At 65.9% G+C, this 20,004-nt stretch carries 16 protein-coding genes; 3 read left to right on the top strand and 13 right to left on the bottom strand.

Annotated features, from left to right (window positions below):
- Positions 1 to 20: 20 nt before the first annotated feature.
- Together trpE and FHS94_RS03755 are read right to left on the bottom strand one after the other, a co-directional pair.
- A complete protein-coding gene (gene trpE / locus FHS94_RS03760) occupies positions 21 to 1,541 on the bottom strand; it encodes an anthranilate synthase component I (protein ID WP_343055150.1) in 1,521 nt (506 codons plus the stop codon).
- On the bottom strand, positions 1,525 to 3,468 hold the full coding sequence (locus tag FHS94_RS03755; RefSeq protein WP_184054816.1) for a SurA N-terminal domain-containing protein: 1,944 nt from the start codon (positions 3,466 to 3,468) through the stop codon (positions 1,525 to 1,527). Before FHS94_RS03755 ends, trpE begins: the two co-directional genes overlap by 17 nt.
- Positions 3,469 to 3,590: 122 nt before the next feature.
- Between FHS94_RS03755 and tpiA the strand changes: the two genes are divergently transcribed.
- The gene (tpiA, locus tag FHS94_RS03750) at positions 3,591 to 4,334 is read left to right on the top strand and encodes a triose-phosphate isomerase (protein ID WP_184054814.1); all 744 of its coding nucleotides are present in this window, start codon (positions 3,591 to 3,593) and stop codon (positions 4,332 to 4,334) included.
- Between the two features lie 127 nt (positions 4,335 to 4,461).
- On the opposite strand, the gene FHS94_RS03745 is transcribed toward tpiA, so the two are convergent.
- Together FHS94_RS03745 and FHS94_RS03740 are read right to left on the bottom strand one after the other, a co-directional pair.
- Positions 4,462 to 5,841, bottom strand: a complete 1,380-nt coding sequence (locus FHS94_RS03745) for a leucyl aminopeptidase family protein (RefSeq protein WP_184054812.1) — start codon at positions 5,839 to 5,841, stop codon at positions 4,462 to 4,464.
- A gap of 1 nt (position 5,842) precedes the next feature.
- A complete protein-coding gene (locus tag FHS94_RS03740) occupies positions 5,843 to 7,243 on the bottom strand; it encodes a serine hydrolase domain-containing protein (protein ID WP_184054810.1) in 1,401 nt (466 codons plus the stop codon).
- Here FHS94_RS03740 and FHS94_RS03735 point away from each other — a divergent pair.
- Complete coding sequence (locus FHS94_RS03735) at positions 7,243 to 8,031, top strand: PdaC/SigV domain-containing protein (RefSeq protein WP_184054808.1); 789 nt, start codon at positions 7,243 to 7,245, stop codon at positions 8,029 to 8,031. The two genes, FHS94_RS03740 and FHS94_RS03735, sit on opposite strands and share 1 nt — an antisense overlap.
- Here FHS94_RS03735 and rimO read toward each other — a convergent pair.
- Positions 8,007 to 9,356 carry a 30S ribosomal protein S12 methylthiotransferase RimO gene (rimO, locus tag FHS94_RS03730; RefSeq protein ID WP_184054806.1) on the bottom strand — a complete coding sequence of 450 codons (1,350 nt, stop codon included), beginning with the start codon at positions 9,354 to 9,356 and terminating at the stop codon, positions 8,007 to 8,009. The two genes, FHS94_RS03735 and rimO, sit on opposite strands and share 25 nt — an antisense overlap.
- 102 nt (positions 9,357 to 9,458) lie before the next feature.
- Here rimO and FHS94_RS03725 point away from each other — a divergent pair, with 102 nt between their 5' ends.
- Complete coding sequence (locus tag FHS94_RS03725) at positions 9,459 to 10,547, top strand: anhydro-N-acetylmuramic acid kinase (RefSeq protein ID WP_184054804.1); 1,089 nt, start codon at positions 9,459 to 9,461, stop codon at positions 10,545 to 10,547.
- Positions 10,548 to 10,553: 6 nt separating this feature from the next.
- Here the strand turns inward: FHS94_RS03725 and FHS94_RS03720 are convergent, their stop codons facing one another.
- The 8 genes from FHS94_RS03720 to dnaG form a co-directional block, all read right to left on the bottom strand.
- On the bottom strand, positions 10,554 to 10,985 hold the full coding sequence (locus FHS94_RS03720; protein WP_184054802.1) for a hypothetical protein: 432 nt from the start codon (positions 10,983 to 10,985) through the stop codon (positions 10,554 to 10,556).
- 54 nt (positions 10,986 to 11,039) lie between these two features.
- Positions 11,040 to 12,218 (bottom strand): vWA domain-containing protein, encoded by a 1,179-nt coding sequence (locus tag FHS94_RS03715; RefSeq protein WP_184054800.1) that lies wholly within the window; start codon positions 12,216 to 12,218, stop codon positions 11,040 to 11,042.
- A gap of 10 nt (positions 12,219 to 12,228) precedes the next feature.
- Positions 12,229 to 13,584, bottom strand: a complete 1,356-nt coding sequence (locus FHS94_RS03710; RefSeq protein WP_221234525.1) for a glycosyltransferase family 39 protein — start codon at positions 13,582 to 13,584, stop codon at positions 12,229 to 12,231.
- Positions 13,585 to 13,652: 68 nt separating this feature from the next.
- Positions 13,653 to 14,183 (bottom strand): CHAP domain-containing protein, encoded by a 531-nt coding sequence (locus FHS94_RS03705; RefSeq protein ID WP_184054796.1) that lies wholly within the window; start codon positions 14,181 to 14,183, stop codon positions 13,653 to 13,655.
- 84 nt (positions 14,184 to 14,267) lie between these two features.
- A complete protein-coding gene (locus FHS94_RS03700) occupies positions 14,268 to 15,122 on the bottom strand; it encodes an AAA family ATPase (RefSeq protein WP_184054794.1) in 855 nt (284 codons plus the stop codon).
- Positions 15,123 to 15,179: 57 nt separating this feature from the next.
- The gene (locus FHS94_RS03695; protein WP_184054792.1) at positions 15,180 to 15,845 is read right to left on the bottom strand and encodes a DUF6975 family protein; all 666 of its coding nucleotides are present in this window, start codon (positions 15,843 to 15,845) and stop codon (positions 15,180 to 15,182) included.
- 224 nt (positions 15,846 to 16,069) lie between these two features.
- Positions 16,070 to 18,106: an RNA polymerase sigma factor RpoD gene (rpoD, locus tag FHS94_RS03690; protein ID WP_184054790.1), complete on the bottom strand. Its 2,037-nt coding sequence runs from the start codon at positions 18,104 to 18,106 to the stop codon at positions 16,070 to 16,072.
- Positions 18,106 to 19,995 (bottom strand): DNA primase, encoded by a 1,890-nt coding sequence (gene dnaG / locus FHS94_RS03685; RefSeq protein ID WP_184054788.1) that lies wholly within the window; start codon positions 19,993 to 19,995, stop codon positions 18,106 to 18,108. The genes rpoD and dnaG overlap by 1 nt, the downstream gene beginning before the upstream one ends.
- Positions 19,996 to 20,004: the final 9 nt, after the last annotated feature.

Below are 20,004 nucleotides of genomic sequence, written 5' to 3'. Positions count from 1 at the left end.
CGCCGCCCGACCCGGGCCGATTACTGGCCGAAGCCGCCCGAGGCCGCGCGCGTCACCGCGTCGCGGGCGGCGGCGAGGATCGCTCCGGCCTTTGCCTCGCACTCGCGCTGTTCGTATTCGGGAACCGAGTCGGCGACGATGCCAGCGCCCGCCTGGACGTGAATGATGCCGTCCTTCACCACCGCCGTACGCAGCACGATGCACGAGTCCATCGACCCATCGGGTGAGAAATAGCCGACCCCACCCGCATAGGCGCCGCGGCGTTCGGGTTCCAATTCGGCAATGATCTGGCAGGCGCGGACCTTTGGCGCTCCGGAAACCGTACCAGCGGGAAAGCCCGCGAACAGTGCGTCTATGGCGTCCTTGCCCGGCGCAAGGCGTCCAACGACGTTGGACACGATGTGCATCACGTGGCTGTAAAGCTCGACCGTGTAGCTGTCGGTCACCCGCACGCTGCCCGGCCCGGACGCGCGACCGACATCGTTTCGGCCAAGGTCGAGCAGCATCAAATGCTCGGCGCGCTCCTTGGGATCGGCGAGCAGGCTTGCACGATTCGCCTCATCCTCCGCAGCGGTACGGCCGCGAGGGCGCGTGCCGGCGATAGGGCGGATCGTCACCTCATCGTCGCGAACCCGGACAAGAATTTCTGGGCTTGATCCGATCAACGCGAAGCCGGGCAGGTCGAGGTGGTAGAGAAACGGCGACGGGTTGATCCGCCGCAGCGAACGGTAGAGCTCAAACGGCGGCAACGCGAACGGCGCGGTGAAGCGCTGGGCGAGCACGACCTGGAAGATGTCGCCGGCGGCGATGTACTCCTTTGCGGTGAGCACCATGCGTTCGTAGGAGGCACGGTCCAGCGCCGGCGTATAGCTGGGCTCGGCAGCGTCGGCCCGCGGAGGGGCGGGCAGGGCCGCCGCTGACAGGCGCGCCGCGACGGCATCGATGCGCTCTTCCGCCTCTGCGAGCAGGGCCGCCGGATCGCGGGACGGATCGGGCCAGGCGGGCGACACCAGGAACAGCGCGTCCGCCAGGCGATCGAACACCAGGATGACCGTTGGCCGCACAAAGATCATGCTGGGAATGCCAAGGGGATCGGCGGTCGGTGCGGGCAGGTCCTCGACCAGTCCGACAGTTTCATAGCCGAAATAGCCGACGAGGCAGGCCAGCGCGCGCGGCAGCTCGGCGGGAACGTCGGCCCGGCATTCCGCGACCAACGCGCGCAACACGTCCAGTGCCGGGGCTGCTTCATCTTCAAACGCTTCGTGGTCGGTTGCCCAACGGCGATTGATCTGGGCCCGCGCACCTTCCGCGCGAAAGACGAGGTCGGGCGCAAGGCCGATCAGGCTGTGGCGGCCACGGACGCTGCCGCCCTCCACCGATTCCAGCAGGAAGTCGCCCCGGCCCGGCTCGATCAGCTTGAGCGCGGCGGCCACCGGCGTTTCGGTGTCCGCGACCTGACGACGCCAGACGAGCGCGGGGCGGCCCGCGGCGAGCTCCGCGAGCGGGCCGTCGCGCACGCCCGCGTCAGTTGCCCGCGTCACCGCTGGACCCGGACAGATCCGCCTTGACCCGCTTCACCGCGGCCGTGTCGATCTTGACCCCGACATCGGCACGTACTGCGCGAGCGAACTGCTGCAGATATTCATTGCCGACATTGCGGGCCAGGTCGGCGCGGGTGGCGGCCACTACCTGTGGCCGGCCGGCGGCACTGGTCGACGTGATTGTGTCGAGGCGTACCACCATCCAGCCCCCCGGCACCTCCAGCAGCTTGGCGCTGTTCTTTGCCATGGAGAACATCAGCACCAGCGCGGGCGGCGCAGCCGACGGGTTCGCCGCTAGCTGGGCGCGGGTGGCGGCGGCAGGACGCGGCGCGGCCAGGCCCGACGCGGTCAGCGCCTGGGCGAAGGGCGTGCCCGCGTTTGTCTTGGCCAGCACTGCCAAGGCAATCCGGCGCGCCTCGCGGTGCGCACGGTCGGCGAGGAAGTCACGCTGCACCGTGTCGCGAATCTCCGCCAGCGGACGCGGGGCGGCCCGGATCACCCGGCCGAGCGCGACCACGCCGAAGCTGCCGTCCTGACCAATCGGAACGAGCTGCGGATCATCTCCCTCCTCCGCCTGAAACGCTGCGGCAAGCAGCGGCTGCAATGTCGGGGGGGCGCGGAAGCCGGGGTTGAGCGGGTCGGTTCCGTTGGCGAGCAGCGCGGGGCTGGTCTGCGGCGTCAGTTTCGCATCGGAGATGAGTTCGTCGAACGTGGCGTTCTTGGCGGTCTGGTCATCCAGCTGGTCGTGGAGCGCCACCAGCGCCTCTACCGACTTGCGCTTGGCGGTCTCTGCCGACAGTTCGCCGCGAGCTTGGTCAAGCGTCTTGCCGGCAACCTGGCTGACGATTGTGGTTCGCGCCACGGTGAAGGTGCCATTCGCACGCACCGGGCCGACCACCGCGCCGCGGGCAGCCGCGAACACCGCATCCGCCACGGCAGGCGCAGTGGCGGCGGCATAGGCAGCCTTTGTGGTGCCGGTCTGGGTGGAGGCGTCGAGCCCCGCTGCCCGCGCCGCATCGGCCAGCGACGCGCCACCCTTCACCCGGGCTGCAATGCCGTTTCCGGTGTTCTGATCGAGGGCGACCACCTGTTCGATGTCACGCTTTTCCGCGGCAGCGAAGCGAGCCGGGTTGGCGCGATAAGCGGTGGCGATCTCCGCCTCGGTAGGTGTGGCACGCGCCTTGACGGCGTCCGGCGTCACCAGCGCGAAGCGGATGGAACGGCGCTCGGGCACATTGTAGCGGCCGAGGTTGCGGCGATAGAAGCCGGTGATGTCCGCGTCGGTCGGTTCTGGGCCCCTTGCGCCGACGGTATTGGGGATGATCCCAATCTGGCCCTGGCGCCGCTCCAGCAGGAGAGAAGCATAGGGGAGGGCGAGTTGCTCGGGCACCTGAGCGGCCCCGCCGATCGGCAGGGTGAGCTGCTGACCCATCAACTGGCGGGTCAGGTCGGTGCGGATGCCGGCATCGGTCAGCTTACGATCGGAGAGCAGGCGCTGGTAGGCCGCAGGATCGAACTTGCCGTTCGGCCCCTGGAACGCCGGGAAGCTGGCGATCGTGCCGTCCACCGAGCGCTTGGAGATCACCATGCCCTGGTCGTGGCCGAACTGTTCAAAGGAGACCCCGGTGACGAGCTGGTCGAGCGCTCGGTCCAGCCCACCGGCCGCAAGATACTGGCCGACATCGAAATCCGGCTGCTGCTGGCGCAGGCTGTCGATCTCCGTCTGGGCGCGGGTGCGAAGGTCCGCAATCGTCAGCTTGGTGTCGCCCACCTTGGCCACGCTGCCGCCGGTGAGCCCGCCCGTGTTCGATGACCGCAGGCCGGTGATGTCACCGGCCGCGAAGGCGATCGCGATCACGGCGAGCACCCCCAATGTGACGATCACGCCCACCTTTGAATTGATGATGCGCCGAAAGAAGCTGAGCATGGTGGTCGTTGCTGCCAGAGAACGAAAAGGGGACCGCTTTAGGGGCGGGATCGGCTGCCATCAAGCTTGTGCGCCAGCCCGGCGTCGCTATCCGGGGCAAGAGAATAGCGAAAGGGACGGGGATGACGCGCCGCAGGCTGATCGCGGGGAACTGGAAGATGTTCGGCAACCGGGCAGCGCTCGCCGAACTGACGCCGATCGCAGCAGCGGCAGCGGCCGCGCCGGGGGTGGACGTCGCCGTGGCAGTCCCGTTCACGCTGATCGCACCCGCAGCCGAGCTGGTGCCCACGCTCCCGATCGGGGCAGAGGACATCCATGAGGCCGAATCCGGCGCGCATACCGGCTGCGTTTCGGCCAGCATGGTGCGGGAGGCGGGCGCCCGCTTCTCGATCGTCGGCCATTCGGAACGCCGGGCCGACCAGGGTGAAACCAGCCATGACGCCTGGGCGAAGGCGGCGGCGGGGCATCGCGCCGGGCTGTCGATCATCCTGTGCTGCGGGGAGACCGAGGCGGAGCATAATGCGGGCCGAGCGGAGCGCGTGGTGCAGGCCCAGATCGAGAAGTCGGTGCCCGACAACGCGGATGCGAGCTGGTTCACCCTCGCCTATGAGCCGCGCTGGGCAATCGGGACGGGACGCATACCAACCTTTGACCAGATCGCGAGCATGCACGCGATCGCGCGGGCAAAGCTGCGCATGATGATCGGCGACCGGGCCGCAGACGTTCGCATCCTATACGGAGGCTCGGTCACGGGCGAGAACGCGGCGGCGATCCTGGCATGCGACGATGTCGACGGCGCGCTGGTCGGAGGCGCGAGCCTGACCGCGGCCAAGTTCGTGCCGATTATCGAGGCAGCGGCTCGTTGAATAACCACCGCCCTTGAGCGGGTGATTTCGCACATCGCGTCCGACTTCATCGCGGCTGAACGGTTGTGGTGGGCGAGGCTGCCACCGCGCACTCGCGCTCAGTCTCGTTGAAGTCTGCTGAACCAGCCTATGCGTACCGTTTCCGCAGAACGTCGAACGCGGCGCGCAGGCCATAGGCGTCGCCGCCCTTGGGCCGGCCGGGCTTGGACGTCGGACGCCATGCGAAAACATCCATGTGCGCCCAGGCGACGCCTTTTGGCACAAAGCGGCGAAGAAACAACGCAGCAGTCACCGCACCGGCCATCCCGCCTTCGGGCGCGTTGACCATGTCGGCGATGTCCGACTTCAGCATGTCGTCATACCCGTCCCACAGGGGCATACGCCACAGCGGGTCGCCAAGCGCACTGCCCGCGGCGAGGAGGTCGCCTGCGAGCGCGTCGTCATCCGTGAACAGCGGCGGCAGGTCTGGGCCGAGCGCGACGCGGGCAGCGCCGGTCAGCGTGGCGTAATCGAGGATCAGCTCTGGGTCGCTCTCGCCGGCCTTGGTCAGCGCATCGGCCAGGATCAGGCGGCCTTCGGCGTCGGTGTTCGTGTTCTCGACGGTCAGGCCCTTGCGCGAGCGAAGCACATCGCCCGGACGGAAGCTGTCCGGACCGACCGAGTTCTCGACCGCGGCGATCAACAGGTGCAGCCGTACCTTGAGCCCCGCCGCTATGACCAGCCCGGCGAGTGCGAGCGCATGGGCGGCGCCGCCCATGTCCTTTTTCATCAGGCGCATGCCGGCCGACGGTTTGATGTCGAGCCCGCCGGTGTCGAAACACACGCCCTTGCCCACAATCGCGACGCGCGGGTGAGCAGGGTCGCCCCATTCGACCTCGATCAAGCGCGGCTGGCGCTCGCGCGTCGCAGCGCGGCCGACCGCGTGGATCAGCGGGTACTCGGCTGCGAGCGTGTCCCCGCGAGTGACGGCCAGCGTGGCGCCGTGCCGCTTGGCAAGCGTCTCTGCCGCGCCCTCTAGCTCGGCGGGGCCGAGGTCGCCGGCACCCGTGTTGACCAGGTCGCGCACCGTTGCGGTGGCCGCGACAAGGCGGGTGGCCTCTTCGACCCGGGCGGGGTCGCTGGTGAGCAGGATGCGCGCTTCGGTGTCGGTGCCCTTGCGATATCGATCGAAACGGTACTGGCCTAACATCCAGCCGAGCAGCCAGGGCCCGCTGTCTCCGTTCGCGACGCGATAGGTGCCGCCAGGCAGCGTGCCGGGCAGCGAAGCGATCTTCCATGGCGAGGATGCATCCTCATCACAGACCAGCAGCGCCGACCAGTCCTCTGCGCGATCGCCGGGCAGGATAGCGCGATTGCCCGGCTTTCCGGTCACACGGTGAGCGGCAACAGCGACCCGCGTGCGTTCGGGCTGAGCGGCGAGCCAGCGCTCCCAATCATCCGGGTGGACAACGGTGATCGCGCGGGCGCTCTGACCGCGATCGGGCTGGACGAGAGGCGCAAAATCCATCTCAGAGCGCCGGCTGCACGAGAAACTGTTCGTAGCGGCCGTTATCGCCCGGTTCGGCGTAGGTGATCACGTTGAGTGTGCGATCTCCATAGGTCACCTTGTAGTTGCGGTTGACGAACCCGCCACGCAGTCGCGGGCCGCGGCCGGCCTCGAACTTGGCCGGCTCACCCAATGCGGACAGGCTGGCCTTGTAATCGGACTGCGCTTCCTTGGTGAAGTAGTAACGGGCGTCGTCAGTCAGCAGACGCGGATCGAGCGTACCCGTGCGCAACTGGTCGAACAGGCGGCGGGCCTGCACGGTCTTGGCGACTTCATCGGCGCTGGTCGTGTCCGCCTTGGCGGGCAGCACGATCTTGGTGATGTCCTCGGCGATAGTGGTGAAGGCGTTGCCGAAGTCGGAGTTGGTGAGCACCACGACCGCAGCCTTGTCGTCCGGATAAACGACGTTCTCGCTCAGGAAACCGACCGCCTCGCCGCTATGCTCCACCTGGGCGCGACCATTTTCCGTCCCGACCTGGACGCCAAGGCCATAGCCCGTGTCCTTGCCATTGCTGAGTTTCACCGCCGTTTCCTGAGCCTGCCACTCGGCGGGAGTGAGGAGTTGGCGGTTCATCCGGGCAATGTCCCAGCGGGCAAGGTCGGACGGGCTCATGGCGAGCTCGCCCGCTGCAAAGAGCCAGCCGCGTGCGGCGGGCTTCTCGACCCGGACCGGCCCCAGCGCGTAACGATGATAGCCTTGTGGGTAACGCTGACCGACCGCCAGGTCCTGATCCATCGCAGTGATCTGGAGGGGCTTGAACACGCGGCGCTGAAGGAAGGAGAGCAGCGGCTCGCCAGCAACCTTCTCGATCACCAGTCCTGCGACGACATAGCCGGTGTTCGAATATTGCCACTGAGTTCCGGGCGCGAAGTCGAGCGGCTTCTTTGCCCAGCGGTCCACGATACCCTGCGGCGTGGTCGGCTTCTCCATCGCGGCAAAGCTGTAGTCCTGCGGCCAATAATCCTGCAGGCCCGATGTGTGGCTGAGCAATTGTCGCAGCGTGATCGTGTCGCCGCCCGTGATGCCGGGGACGTACTTGGCTACCGTGTCGTCGAGGCTGAGCTTACCGTCGCGCTGTAGCAGCAGCATGGCAGCAGCGGTGAACTGCTTGGACACCGACGCGATCTGGTAAGGCAGGTCGGGGCGGGACTGCGGGATCGACTCGGACGCTTTGTCATAGGCCTTGGCCAGCACGATGCGACCGCCGCGAACAATTGCGACAGAAGCCGACGGCGTGCCGGTGGAGGCTAGCGCCTTTTGAACCGCAGCGTCGATGCGCTGGGCCTCGTCCGGCGTGATCTCTTGGGCAAGGGCGGGAAGCGGCGACAGGGCCGCTGCTGCGGCGAGGGCTAGGCGAAGCATTGGCCGAGCATAGCAAACGCAACCGCGCCGTCACCCGCCACGTTCATCGCGATGCAAAGTTCGAGGAGGTGTCGATGCGCATCGGGGCGGGGTTGGTCGCGGCCGCACTGCCTGCAGTGCCGGCGTCGGCGCAGGAGAAGGATAGCCCCGCAAAGGTCAGCTACACCTACCCCGCACAGGCCCGCGCGACCCCGGCGCTGCGGCGCTGGTTCGACAAGGAAGGCGCGGCGTTTCGCGCGACAACGATGGACGAGGCGGCACAGGCGCGGCGGGAGGCGGCGAACGATGGCTTCCCCTTCCGCCCTTATGTGTCGGACCGCGATTGGAAAGTGGTGGCGGACACGCCGCGTTTCCTGTCGCTATCGGTCGAGGGTTGGGACTATTCAGGCGGGGCGCATGGCATGACCATGTACGCGACCTTCGTCTGGGACCGGACGTCAGGTGTGCGGCGAGCGCCCTTGTCGTTCTTCACCAGCCCGAAAGCGCTCGGCACGGCCATTCGGTCTGAGTTCTGCCGCGAACTGGATGCGCAGCGGCAAAACAAGCGAGGGGGCAATCCGCCCGCCGACATTCCCGAATTCAGCAAGTGTATCGACCCGCTCGCCCAAACCCTGATCCTGGGCAGTCGCAAGCGCGATCGCTTCGATCGGATCGGCATCCTGATCCCACCTTATGACGCGGGCCCATATGTCGAGGGGACGTACGAGGTGACCCTGCCGGTCACACGTGCCGTGATGGCAGCTGTGCGACCGGAGTGGCGCCGCTACTTCGAGCCAGGCACGCCGTAGAGGTCGTGTTCGTCCGCGTCCTCGATCTCAACGGAAACGATGTCGCCCACTGACAGGTGCCCTGCGTCTCGCAGGAACACTTCGCCGTCGATTTCCGGGGCGTCCGCCTGCGAACGGCCTGTGGCGCCGCCTTCCTCATCCACCGCGTCGATGATGACGGGCAGGGTGCGACCGACCTTGGCGGCGAGCTTGGCAGCGCTGATCGCGGCGGTGCGCTCCATGATCCGCGCGTACCGCTCTTCCTTGACCTCTTCGGGCACGGGATCGGGAAGAAAGTTCGCCGCGGCGCCCTCTACCGGCTCGAACCGGAAAGCACCGACACGGTCAAGCTGCGCTTCGTCCAGCCAGTCGAGCAGGTACTGGAAATCCTCCTCCGTCTCCCCCGGGAAGCCGACCACGAAGGTCGACCGGATCGCAATGTCCGGGCAGACCGAACGCCAGCCGCGAATGCGCTCAAGCACCTTGGCGTCGTTGGCGGGGCGCTTCATGCGCTTCAGCACCGAAGGCGACGCGTGCTGGAAGGGGATGTCGAGATACGGGAGCACCAGCCCGTCGGCCATCAGCGGAATGACGCTGTCCACGTGCGGGTACGGGTACACGTAATGGAGGCGCACCCAGGGCGCGATGCGGCCGAGCTCTCGGGCAAGGTCGGTCATGGCGGGCACGACTTCCTGACCCTTCCACATGCGCGGCTCGCGTCGGATGTCGATGCCGTAGGCGCTCGTGTCCTGGCTGATCACCAGCAATTCGCGCGTGCCGGCCGCGACCAACTTTTCGGCCTCGCGCAGGATCGCGTCCGGCCGGCGGCTGACCAGGTCGCCGCGCAGCGATGGAATGATGCAGAAGGAGCAGCGGTGATTGCAGCCCTCTGAAATCTTGAGGTAGCTGTAATGCCGCGGGGTGAGCTTCAGGTCGGTAATCTCGACCGCACCGCCAGGTACCAGGTCCAGATACGGCGACCGGAACGGCGGCGCGGCCGCGTGAACCGCCTCGACCACCTGTTCATACTGATGCGCGCCCGTGACCGCGAGCACGCCAGGAAAACGGGCGCGAATGGCTTCTGCCTCGCTGCCCATGCAGCCGGTCACGATGACGCGGCCATTCTCCGCGATGGCTTCGCCTATCGCTTCAAGGCTTTCTTCCTTGGCGCTGTCGAGGAAGCCACAGGTGTTGACCAGCACGACGTCGGCGCCGGCATAGTCGGGCGACATCTGGTAGCCCTCCTGACGGAGCTGACCAAGGATGCGTTCGGAGTCGACCAGGTTCTTGGGACAGCCAAGCGACACCATGCCGACACGCGGTGGGGAGGGGAGTTGGGTTGCCATGGGATAGCTGCCACATAGGGCAAGGCGGGTCGTTTTTCCAGCGCTTGCAAATGCCTGCCCCCGCGGCGATGGCCGAAGCCGTTGCGCCGGGGTGGAAGATCAATGCTTGCGATAGGTCTGATGTCGGGAACGTCGCTCGACGGCGTCGATGCCGCGTTGATCGAAACTGATGGCGAAACCATCGCGCGCCCGGTCGCGTTCCGGGGCGAAGCCTATTCGGATGCGGCGCGGGCCGAACTGGCCGAAGCTACCGCGCTGGCTCTCACCTTTGACCGCCCGCGCGCCAGCCCCGTGCTGGTGAAGGCGGGTGAACTGATCGATCGCACCCACGCGTTGGCGGTGCACAAGCTGCTGCGGGAAGCCGGCGTGAGTGCGGGTGACGTGGGCGTAATCGGCTATCACGGGCAGACGGTGGCGCATCGACCCGATCGTGGCTGGACCTGGCAGATCGGCGATGGAGCGGTGCTGGCCGCGGCGACTGGCATCACCACGGTCTCCGACTTCCGAAGCGCGGACGTGGCGGCCGGCGGGCAGGGTGCGCCGCTGCTGCCGGTCTACCACGCCGCACGGGCAGCGGGGCTTGAGGGGCCGGTGGCGGTGCTGAACCTGGGTGGGGTCGGCAACATCACCTTTGTGGGCGGCGACGGGACGCTGGTCGCCTTTGACACCGGCCCGGCCAATGGCTTGATCGACAGTTGGGTGGAGGCGGAAACAGGCGCGCGCTATGACGCGAACGGAGCACTGGCGGCTGGTGGCCGGGTTGACGAAGCGGTGCTGACCGCGATGCTCGACCATCCGTTTTTTGATGCGCCCGGCCCCAAGTCGCTCGACCGAAGCGATTTCACGATCCAGCCCGCGCGGGGCCTGTCGGCGGCGGATGGGGCTGCGACACTGACGGCGTTTACGGCCGCAACCGTGGCAGAGGCGCTGCGGCAGGTGCCCTCTCGTCCGCGCCGGCTTGTCGTGGCCGGTGGTGGACGCCACAATCCTGTGCTGATGCGCATGATCGGTGACCGGACCGGGCTGTTGCCGGAGCCAGCCGATGCGCTCGGCTGGAATGGTGACGCGCTGGAAGCGGAAGGCTTTGCGTATATGGCGGCCCGCACGCTTAAGGGCCTGCCAATCAGTTTTCCGGGAACGACGGGCGCGCCGGCGCCAATGCCGGGTGGCGTGGTTCACCACCCGGCTTGAATCGGCTCAGGCCTTTTTGCCCGACTTCTTGCGCTTGGCCCGGCCGGTCTGTTCCGGCTCCTGCAGAAGCGGAACGGCAAACGCAGCGGCGACCCCGCCGACCAGTGCCGCGAGGCCAAGCAGCTTGGCATAGGTCGGCAACGCGCCAACCTTGCCGGCCACGCTCTTGGCCGCTTCGGACGTCGCTGTGGCCGCCTTGTTGACCGCCTCTCCGGTCTTGGCGGCCGCGCTACCGGCGGTATCGGACACGCTGCTGGCGGCAGACTTGACTGCCTCTGCAGCCGTCGATGCCGCCTGCTGCGCCTGTTCCGTCACCTGTGCGACCGCGCCCGTGTTCTCGGCTGCGTCCTTGTTTGAAGGGGAGGGCGGCGAGCCAGCAGCATTGTCCTCATGGTGCGCGTTCGCATGAGGCATGGCCGAGGCGGGAATGTGCGACATAGATTACTCCGAACTAAACTGGAGCGACAACCAGCGCCGGAGGGTGGGGTTCCGTCAGCGCTTGCGCGACAACTCCCGCATCGCATCATCCAGCCCCGACAGGGTAAGCGGGAACATGCGTCCCGTCATCAGCTGGCGTATCATCATGACGGATTGGGTGAAGTCCCAATGGGTCTGGGGCAGGGGATTGAGCCACACTGCCGCTGGATAGGTGGCAGTCAGCCTACCTAGCCAGACCGCGCCGGATTCCTCGTTCATGTGCTCGGCCGATCCGCCCGGCTGGGTGATCTCATACGGGCTCATCGACGCATCGCCGACCAGCACCAGCTTGTGGTCGTGGCCGTATCTGTGGAGCACGTCCCACATCGGCGTGCGTTCCTGGAACCGGCGGCGATTATCCTTCCAGACGCCCTCGTAAGGGCAGTTGTGGAAATAAAAGAATTCCAGGTTGCGGAATTCCGTCGTGGCGGCGGAAAACAGCTCCTCGACAAGGGTGATCCACGGGTCCATCGAGCCACCGACGTCGAGAAAGAGCAGCAGCTTGACTGCGTTGCGCCGCTCCGGCCGCATTCGCACATCCAGGAACCCGGCCCGCGCGGTACCATCGATAGTGCCGTCGATATCCAGTTCGTCCGCTGCCCCCTCGCGCGCGAACCGACGCAGGCGACGCAGCGCGACCTTGATGTTGCGGGTGCCGAGTTCACGCGTGTTGACGAGATTGCGAAAGGCGCGCTGATCCCAGACCTTTATCGCGCGCCGGTGGCGCGACTCGCCGCCGATCCGAACGCCCTCCGGATTGTAGCCGTTGTTGCCAAAGGGGCTGGTTCCGCCGGTGCCGATCCATTTTGACCCGCCTTGGTGGCGTGCCTCCTGCTTCGCCAGGCGCTGCCGGAGCGTTTCCATGATCTCCTCCCAGGACCCGAGCGACTCGATGGCGGCCATCTCCTCGGGCGTCAGGTATTTTTTGGCAACGGCACGCAGCCACTCCTCTGGAAGGCCGACGCGGCCGTCACCGTCGCCTCCCACAACCCCGCGGAAAACCTTGGCGAAGACCTGATCGAACCAGTCGAGCAGGCCCTCATCCTTCACATAGGTGGCGCGGGCTAGATAGTAGAAGGCCTCGGGCGTTTGCGCGATCACGTCTGCGTCCAACGCCTCAAGCAGGAGCAGATGCTCCTTGAGGCTGGCGGAGATGCCGGCGGCCCGCAGTTCGTCGAGAAAGCCGAGAAACATCGGCGCTACTCTACCGGTGTCGTTCGTACAGCGTCCAGTGGGTGCCCGACAGGCCGCGAACCCTCGCCGCCGCGATGGGGAGGAAAAGGGCCCCGCACCGGTGGAGCGTGCCGGGCATATCCTCACCGCCAAAGCGGTCCAGAAATGCGAACCGTGCCGCGCAGGAGTCGGTAACGGTAAGCGGGAAGGTAGCTTGAGCCGCAGCGACCTTCAGCACGGCTTCCCCCGTTTCCCGATCGGCCATGACGGCAGCGCCCGCTGGCGAGCGGGCCGCGAGAGCTCGAACCGCGGCGGCAGGGTCGGCTCTTCGATTGGTCGCGAGTATGCCGTCCTGGTAGAGCGACCCGATGATGATCGTGGAAAGGGCTGCGCTCGCAAGCAGGCGGGGCAGGCCCGGACGGGTCAGGGCTTTCCCGATCACCTCACCCAGCAGAAGAAGGAGCGCGAGGCCGGCGAGCAAGTAATAACGGGCATGCCCGGGATTGGCCGTATGAAGCACGGCCAGGCCGATGGGGAAGCCGGCGATCGCCAGGCGATAAAACCAGATTTTGGCGGTGCCCATTTGCCGCGCGCAGAGCAGGAGGACCAAAGCTGCGATCGGAAGCGTGACGGTCAGCAACGGCCAGCCAATCGTGAAGCCGGTCAATTCCACGACGGCGCGCAGCCAGGCCATCCAGGCGAACGCCTCATAGGATCCGAACTGGAACCCCAGCGGGCTGGCCCAGGCGCCCAAAGCAAGCAGGGCCAAGGTGATGGCAACGGCCGCAAAGGCGGGAGCGAACAAGCGAACCGTCAGTCGGAGCGCGACGGCTGCCCCGTCGCGCTGCCATCGCTCCAGCAACACCCAGCCGGCCAGTGCGAGCAGGCCAAAGATCATGGTGAGCTGCGACAACAGGCCGAGCACCGCGAGGATTGCCATGTGCCTGCGATTGACGCCCGGCTCGCCCGCGATCGCTTGATCTGCGATTACGGCAGCGGCGAGCAGGGCGAGTGTCATTGGCGCGTAGCCACGAGCCTCCGACCCGAGCGTCACCAGGATTGGCGACACCGCAAACAATGCTGCGCTGACGAGAGCGGGAACAGTGCCGGCCCGGCGCGCAAGGGAGGCGACCAGCGGAATGGCAAGCGTGCCCGTAACAATGGCCAGCGCTCGCTGGGCAAGCGGCGGCGCGTCCATGCCGACCGTCAGCAGCCAGAGCGAGTTCAGATGGTGGTTGTTGTCGTGATTGATCCCGAACAGCACGCCCAGCGGCGTACCGACCTGATGCGCGAGAAGAACCGACCATGCCTCATCGAGCCACAATCCCCCGTTTCCGCCCGCGATACGGAGGCCCAGACCGACCAATGTCAGCGCGGCGAGCGCCACGCGGTCGGCGCTGAGCCAGTTTGTCGAAGCGACAAAATGCAGCCTTGCCGGTGACAGAACTCCGGCCATCAATGGGCGTAGGCGTCGATCAGGGCGCCGACATAGTCGGGACTTCTGCCGGTCAATTCGCGTGCGGTCTTGCCGCCATAGATGAAGCCCTTGAGCGGGTAGATGCTGCTGCCAAGGCCCTCCGAATCGCGGTACCAAACCTTGACCTCGCTCCAGTCATTATCGGGCGACACGTCGAACAAGGTGACATCCTGCTCGGCATGGCCGCGCTCTCCGTTCTGGCGGGACCAATTGGCGTGGGTGAGCATCACCACGCGCTTTTCCACGACGCGGCTGATCACGGCGACGTGGCCCAGCGACAATCTGCTCGACTTCGCGAATACCACGACGGCACCGACCCGCGGCTTGTGCCCGCGCGGGTAACGCCCGTCCGCCTGGTCCCACCAGGTCCAGGCGTCACCATAGATGTCGATACCGGACGCTTCGCGCGCAAAGGGCACGCACTGGCCGACATAGTCGAGCAGGGACGCCTGAGCTGCTCCGCCAGCACCGGCAAGCGCCCAGGCCATCATGATCCACAATACACGCATCCCGGCGCCCTACTCGGCTTCCACGAATCCTTGATACTCAGGCGTGGTAACCAGAAGGTGAAGATCGCGGGAATCGGGGATGGGTCAACCCTTGTTGGAAGCACGCCGCGCCAGAAAGGCCAGGCGCTCGAACAGCATGATGTCCGCCTCGTTCTTCAGCAGGGCACCATGGAGTGGCGGAATAGCCTTGGTCGGGTCACGGTTTTGCAACACTTCCAGCGGCATATCCTCGTGGAGCAGCAGCTTTAGCCAATCGAGCAGCTCGGATGTGGACGGCTTTTTCTTCAGGCCGGGAACCTCGCGTACCTCGTAGAACAGGTCCAGCGCACGGTTGACCAGCAGCTTCTGAATGCCGGGGAAGTGGACGTCGATGATCGCCTGCATCGTGTCGCGATCGGGGAAGCGAATGTAGTGGAAGAAGCAGCGGCGCAGGAAGGCGTCCGGCAACTCCTTCTCATTGTTCGACGTGATCACCACGATCGGACGCTCGACCGCGCGAACCGTTTCGCCGGTCTCGTAAACATGGAACTCCATGCGATCGAGTTCGCCCAGCAGGTCGTTCGGGAACTCCAGATCGGCCTTGTCGATCTCGTCGATTAACAGCACCGGCGGCGTCGGGCGGGTGAACGCGTCCCACAGCTTGCCGCGGCGGATGTAGTTTCGAATGTCGTGAACGCGCGGATCGCCGAGCTGGCCGTCGCGCAGCCTTGCGACCGCATCATAGTCGTATAGGCCCTGTTGCGCCTTGGTGGAGGACTTGATCGTCCACTCGATCAACTCGGCGCCGACGGCGCGGGCCACCTCCTGGGCTAGAACAGTCTTTCCGGTGCCGGGCTCGCCCTTAACCAGCAACGGCCGGCGGAGCGTCACGGCGGCGTTGACCGCGACCTTCAGGTCGTCCGTTGCGACGTAGTTCTTGGTGCCTTCGAAGCGCTGCATCGGGTCCGCTTGGCAAAGGGCATGGTCGCGCGCAAGCGGTGGCTGCGCCGAAGCGGCCTAGTCCTTCCTGGCCGAGGCGCGCGCCTCCAGCAGCGACCACAGGCCCCGGTGCTGGGCCAGGAGTTGCTGGGCACCAAAGCCGATCGCGCGCTCGCATGCTGGCGTCGCACCCAGTTCCGCAATGAGACGAGCGGTTGTGTCAGGATCGGGCAGGGCGCTTGGCTGATGAGGGATGCCGAACCGTTCGGCCGCCGCATCCAGTACCAGCCGGATCGCGTACCAGTCGCCCACCAGCGCAGCGACCGCGCCTACCGCGCAGCCGCCTCGGTCAGACAGGGCAAGCATCGTCAGCGCGTGAGCCTGAGCGGTGATGGTCGCGTGCGCGCTGGCGTGGCCGGGCGTTGAAGGGAGTGGGCCCGCAGCCGCGGTCAACTGGGCGAGATAGGCACGTTCCAGGGCGAACCCTTCGCCGACCGCTGCAAACCAGTCATGAGCTCCCGGCATGGCGGCACGTCCGATTGCCTCGTCCGCCATGCCGGGATGATGACCGTAAAGGATGCAAATCGCATGCACCGCATCCGCCAGATCGCGCCGCGGACGCTGGTTTACCAGTACGCTGTACCATGGGTGGCGGGCTGTGCCATCGGTGTCGATCAGCCGCGCGAGCAGACCGGCTGCGCCGCCATGCCCCCGTACTGCCGTAAGTGCCGATCGATTGTCCATGGTTCCGCTTTCAACCGCGCGCGCCATCACCGCGCGACGCGTCTGGTGTGTGTTTCGCAGACTGGCGTAACCGATGCCGGTAAAGACAGGGTTTACGAGCAGTTATCCACGACGAGCGGAGTCAGTGGTGCGACGAAAAGGGCGGGGGAGCCGCGACAGCTGGGAGACCAGTGTCGCGGCTCCCCCGCCTTGTTCAGTGCCTCAGGGGCGGTGCCGCCCAGACCTTATTGATCGAGGAAGGAGCGCATCTTGCGGCTGCGGCTCGGGTGCTTGAGCTTGCGCAGCGCCTTTGCCTCGATCTGACGAATACGCTCGCGGGTGACGGAGAACTGCTGCCCGACCTCCTCCAGCGTGTGGTCGGTGTTCATGCCGATGCCAAAACGCATGCGCAGCACGCGCTCCTCACGCGGCGTCAGGCTGGCAAGGACGCGGGTCACCGTTTCCTTCAGGTTTGCCTGGATCGCGGCATCGACGGGGATGACCGCGTTCTTGTCCTCGATGAAGTCGCCCAGGTGGCTGTCTTCCTCGTCGCCGATCGGCGTTTCGAGGGAGATCGGCTCCTTCGCGATCTTCATCACCTTGCGCACCTTTTCGAGCGGCATGCTCAGGCGCTCCGCCATCTCCTCGGGCGTAGGTTCGCGGCCCTGCTCGTGAAGGAACTGACGGCTGGTGCGGACCAGCTTGTTAATCGTCTCGATCATGTGGACCGGGATGCGGATGGTGCGCGCTTGATCCGCGATGGAGCGGGTGATCGCCTGCCGGATCCACCAAGTGGCATAGGTGCTGAACTTGTAGCCGCGACGGTATTCGAACTTATCCACAGCCTTCATCAGGCCGATATTGCCCTCCTGGATCAGATCCAGGAACTGAAGGCCGCGGTTCGTGTACTTCTTGGCGATCGAGATCACGAGGCGCAGGTTCGCCTCGACCATTTCCTTCTTGGCGATACGCGCCTCGCGCTCGCCCTTCTGCACCATGTTGACGATACGGCGGAACTCGACCAGCGCCATGCCGGTCTGCTGTGCGATTTCGCCGATTTCCGTGCGGATGCGGTCAACCGCCGCTCCCTCTTCGGTCGCGAACTTCGCCCACTTCTTGTCGACCTTCGCCACCGTGGTGAGCCAGGTGTCGTCCAGCTCGTGACCGACATAGCGGTTGAGGAAGTCCGCACGCGCGACCTTGTGACGCTCCGCCAGGCGCAGCATCTGGCCACCCAGCGCGGTCAGGCGCTTGTTGAACGCATAAAGCTGGTCAACCAGGTACTCGATCTTGGCGTTGTGGAACTGGACGCTTTCGACCTCGGCCGTCAGCTCCTCGCGCAGCTTCTGGTACTTCTTCTCATCCGTCGCGGACAGGTCGCTGCCATTCGCCATCGCGTCGAGGCGCGACTGCTGAACCTTGGAGAACTTCTTGTAGAGCGCGGTGATGTTGGCGAACCGCTCAAGCGCCTGTGGCTTCAGCTGTTCTTCCATCTGGGCAAGGGAAAGGGTGTTGTCCTCTTCCTCGTCGTCCGACGGACGCGGCGTGCGGCGCTCGGTCAAGTCGTCGTCGTCATCGGCCGAAGCCTCTTCCTTGACGTCTTCCTCTTCCTTGAACGACGGGCCCGCGGCACTCTCGCTGATCTCGCCCGTGTCGTCTTCGGCGCCCTCGACCTGCTCGGCCGACGGACCCTTGGACAGCATGGCGTCAAGATCCAGGATCTCGCGCAGCTGCATCGTGCCTTCGTTGAGCGCGGTCGACCAGTCGATGATGGCGTTGAAGGTGATGGGGGACTCGCACAGGCCCAGGATCATGGTATCCCGGCCAGCCTCGATCCGCTTCGCAATCGCGATCTCGCCTTCGCGCGACAGAAGCTCCACGGCCCCCATCTCGCGCAGGTACATGCGGACGGGATCGTCGGTGCGATCAACCGTTTCCTTCTTCGCGGTCGCAAGCGCAGGCGCGGCCTCGCCATCGCCGCCTTCGGGCGTTTCCGCCTCATCGTCATCGTCCGCGCGAACCTCGGGCTCGCCGTCCTCGCCCGCCTCTTCGTTCTCGACGATGTTGACGCCCATCTCGTTGAGCGCCGACATGATGTCTTCGATCTGATCGGTCGTGAACTGGTCCTGCGGGACCATCTCGTTCAACTGGTCAACAGTGATGTACCCGCGCTTCTTGGCGCGAGCGATCAACTTCTTCACCGAGGCGTCGTTGAGATCGATAAGCGGCGCGTCGCCCCCTTCGATCACATCCTCACTTGCGGCACCATTAGCCTTCGCCATTAATTTCCCTCGGGTTTAATCTCGGCATTCAGGGCCCGGGCGTCTTCGTTCGACTGCACCAGATTTGCAAGTCGAAGCTCCAACGCCTGCTTCTCCCTCACCAACGCCACTTGTCGTTCAAACGCTTCGTCGGTGAAGCGCGCCTGCATTGCCGAGGTTGCCTCGGCGAGCTGGGCGTCGACCTCAGGCCGGGCGACCAGGATAGCGATCGCTTCGTCAAGATCGGCTTGAGCTCTGTCCGTATCTGCCAACCGTTGAGTGAACGAATAGGGCATGGTGTCGGCCCTAAGAAGGTCACCAGCGACCCCTTCGAAACCGGACCGTGCCAATATGGTGACAAGGCGCGTGCTATCAAGCGCTTGATCCTCCAGCGCCAGATCGACCACCGCTTCGAACAATCGGCCGAGTGCTCCCTCCGCCATGCGAAGCGATCCGAGCACCTCCATGTGCCGCGCGATCTCCGCCGGATGGCGGATCAGGCCGGCGAGCACAGCCTTGGCGAGCACGCGATCGATGCCGGCGGCGCGAACTTTCTTGGCATCATCGGTCACTGGGGCCGGGGGCTGCCAACCGCCCTTGAAGGGCCGCTTTCCGGCAGGGCGTTTCTCAAAAGGAACGAACGGGCGACGCTGCGGCGCGAATTGTGCTTCGTAGCGGCGCCGGAACTCCGCCTGGTATTCGGAGCGGACGGAGGAATCGCCGACCGTCGCTGCAAGCTCACCCAGCCGGCTCTTCAGCCCCGCGCGCTCTTCGGGCGTGCCGAGCGGCTCGGCCGCGAGCTCATGTTCCCACAACAGGTCCACCAGCGGCTTGGGACTGGCGAGCAGCGCCTCCATCGCGCTTGCCCCCTTGGCACGGACCAGGTCGTCGGGATCCTGTCCCTCGGGCAGGGTGACAAAGGAGAGGCTGCGGCCCGGCTGGAGCATGGGCAGGGCGCGGTGCGCCGCGCGCAAAGCTGCTTTCTGCCCCGCTGCGTCCCCGTCCAGGCAGACGACCGGCACGTCGACCAGCCGCCAGAGCAGTTCCAACTGTCCCTCGGTCAGGGCGGTGCCGAGTGGTGCAACCGCCTCAGGGATGCCGGCCTGTGCAAGCGCAACCACGTCGAGATAGCCTTCAACCACCACGACCCGTGCCTTTTTGCGAGCGGCAGGGGCGGCGCGGTCAAGATTGTAGAGCGTACGGCCCTTGTCGAAGAGCGGGGTGTCCGGCGAATTAAGGTATTTGGGCTCGCCCTGGCCGATGATGCGGCCGCCGAACGCGATTACCCGGCCGCGCGCGTCCCGGATCGGGATGATCAGGCGGCCACGAAACCGGTCATAAGGATCTTTCCCCTCGACCTGGATCAGCAATCCCGCCTCCACCAGCAGCGGGTCGCCATAATCCTTCAGCTTGGCTTTCAGCTGCCCGCGCGAGTCGGGCGCAAAGCCGAAGCCGAACGTCCGGGCAGTCTCGGGCTTAATGCCACGCTTTTCCAGAAGGGCGCGCGCTTCCGCGCCAGCGATGCCGTTCAACTGCTCGGAGAAGAAGGCGGCGGCGTCGGCCATCGCCTCGTGCAGCCCCTTCTGCTTCTCCGCCTTCTGGGCAGACTGGCGGTCCTGTGCGGGCATCTCCAGACCAGCGGCCTGGGCCAGTTCCTTGACTGCGTCGATGAACGGCAGGCCACGCTGATCGGTCATCCAGCGGATGGCATCGCCATGCGCCGAGCAGCCGAAGCAATGGTAGAAGCCCTTGTCGTCGTTGACGTAGAAGGACGGCGTCTTTTCGTTGTGGAACGGGCAGCAGCCGCGCATCTCGCGCCCGGCCCGGGCAAGCTTGGTCGTCTTCCCGATCAGCGCGGACAGCGAAGTACGAGAGCGCAACTCATCGAGAAAGGCGGGGGTAAGACTCACTTGCGCGAG

The sequence above is a fragment of the Sphingomonas aerophila genome (genome assembly GCF_014199305.1).
GTDB classification, from domain to species: Bacteria; Pseudomonadota; Alphaproteobacteria; order Sphingomonadales; family Sphingomonadaceae; genus Sphingomonas; species Sphingomonas aerophila.
Note: the sequence above shows the minus strand (reverse complement) of the source record. Positions and strands in the feature narration are given on the sequence as shown.

Excerpts from the sequence above, each read along its gene's own strand:
- FHS94_RS03755 (WP_184054816.1), bottom strand. The coding sequence starts at position 3,468 with ATGCTCAGCTTCTTTCGGCGCATCATCAATTCAAAGGTGGGCGTGATC.
- tpiA (WP_184054814.1), top strand. The coding sequence starts at position 3,591 with ATGACGCGCCGCAGGCTGATCGCGGGGAACTGGAAGATGTTCGGCAAC.
- FHS94_RS03745 (WP_184054812.1), bottom strand. The coding sequence starts at position 5,841 with ATGGATTTTGCGCCTCTCGTCCAGCCCGATCGCGGTCAGAGCGCCCGC.
- FHS94_RS03740 (WP_184054810.1), bottom strand. The coding sequence starts at position 7,243 with ATGCTTCGCCTAGCCCTCGCCGCAGCAGCGGCCCTGTCGCCGCTTCCC.
- rimO (WP_184054806.1), bottom strand. The coding sequence starts at position 9,356 with ATGGCAACCCAACTCCCCTCCCCACCGCGTGTCGGCATGGTGTCGCTT.
- FHS94_RS03725 (WP_184054804.1), top strand. The coding sequence starts at position 9,459 with ATGCTTGCGATAGGTCTGATGTCGGGAACGTCGCTCGACGGCGTCGAT.
- FHS94_RS03720 (WP_184054802.1), bottom strand. The coding sequence starts at position 10,985 with ATGTCGCACATTCCCGCCTCGGCCATGCCTCATGCGAACGCGCACCAT.
- FHS94_RS03715 (WP_184054800.1), bottom strand. The coding sequence starts at position 12,218 with ATGTTTCTCGGCTTTCTCGACGAACTGCGGGCCGCCGGCATCTCCGCC.
- FHS94_RS03705 (WP_184054796.1), bottom strand. The coding sequence starts at position 14,183 with ATGCGTGTATTGTGGATCATGATGGCCTGGGCGCTTGCCGGTGCTGGC.
- FHS94_RS03700 (WP_184054794.1), bottom strand. The coding sequence starts at position 15,122 with ATGCAGCGCTTCGAAGGCACCAAGAACTACGTCGCAACGGACGACCTG.
- FHS94_RS03695 (WP_184054792.1), bottom strand. The coding sequence starts at position 15,845 with ATGGACAATCGATCGGCACTTACGGCAGTACGGGGGCATGGCGGCGCA.
- rpoD (WP_184054790.1), bottom strand. The coding sequence starts at position 18,106 with ATGGCGAAGGCTAATGGTGCCGCAAGTGAGGATGTGATCGAAGGGGGC.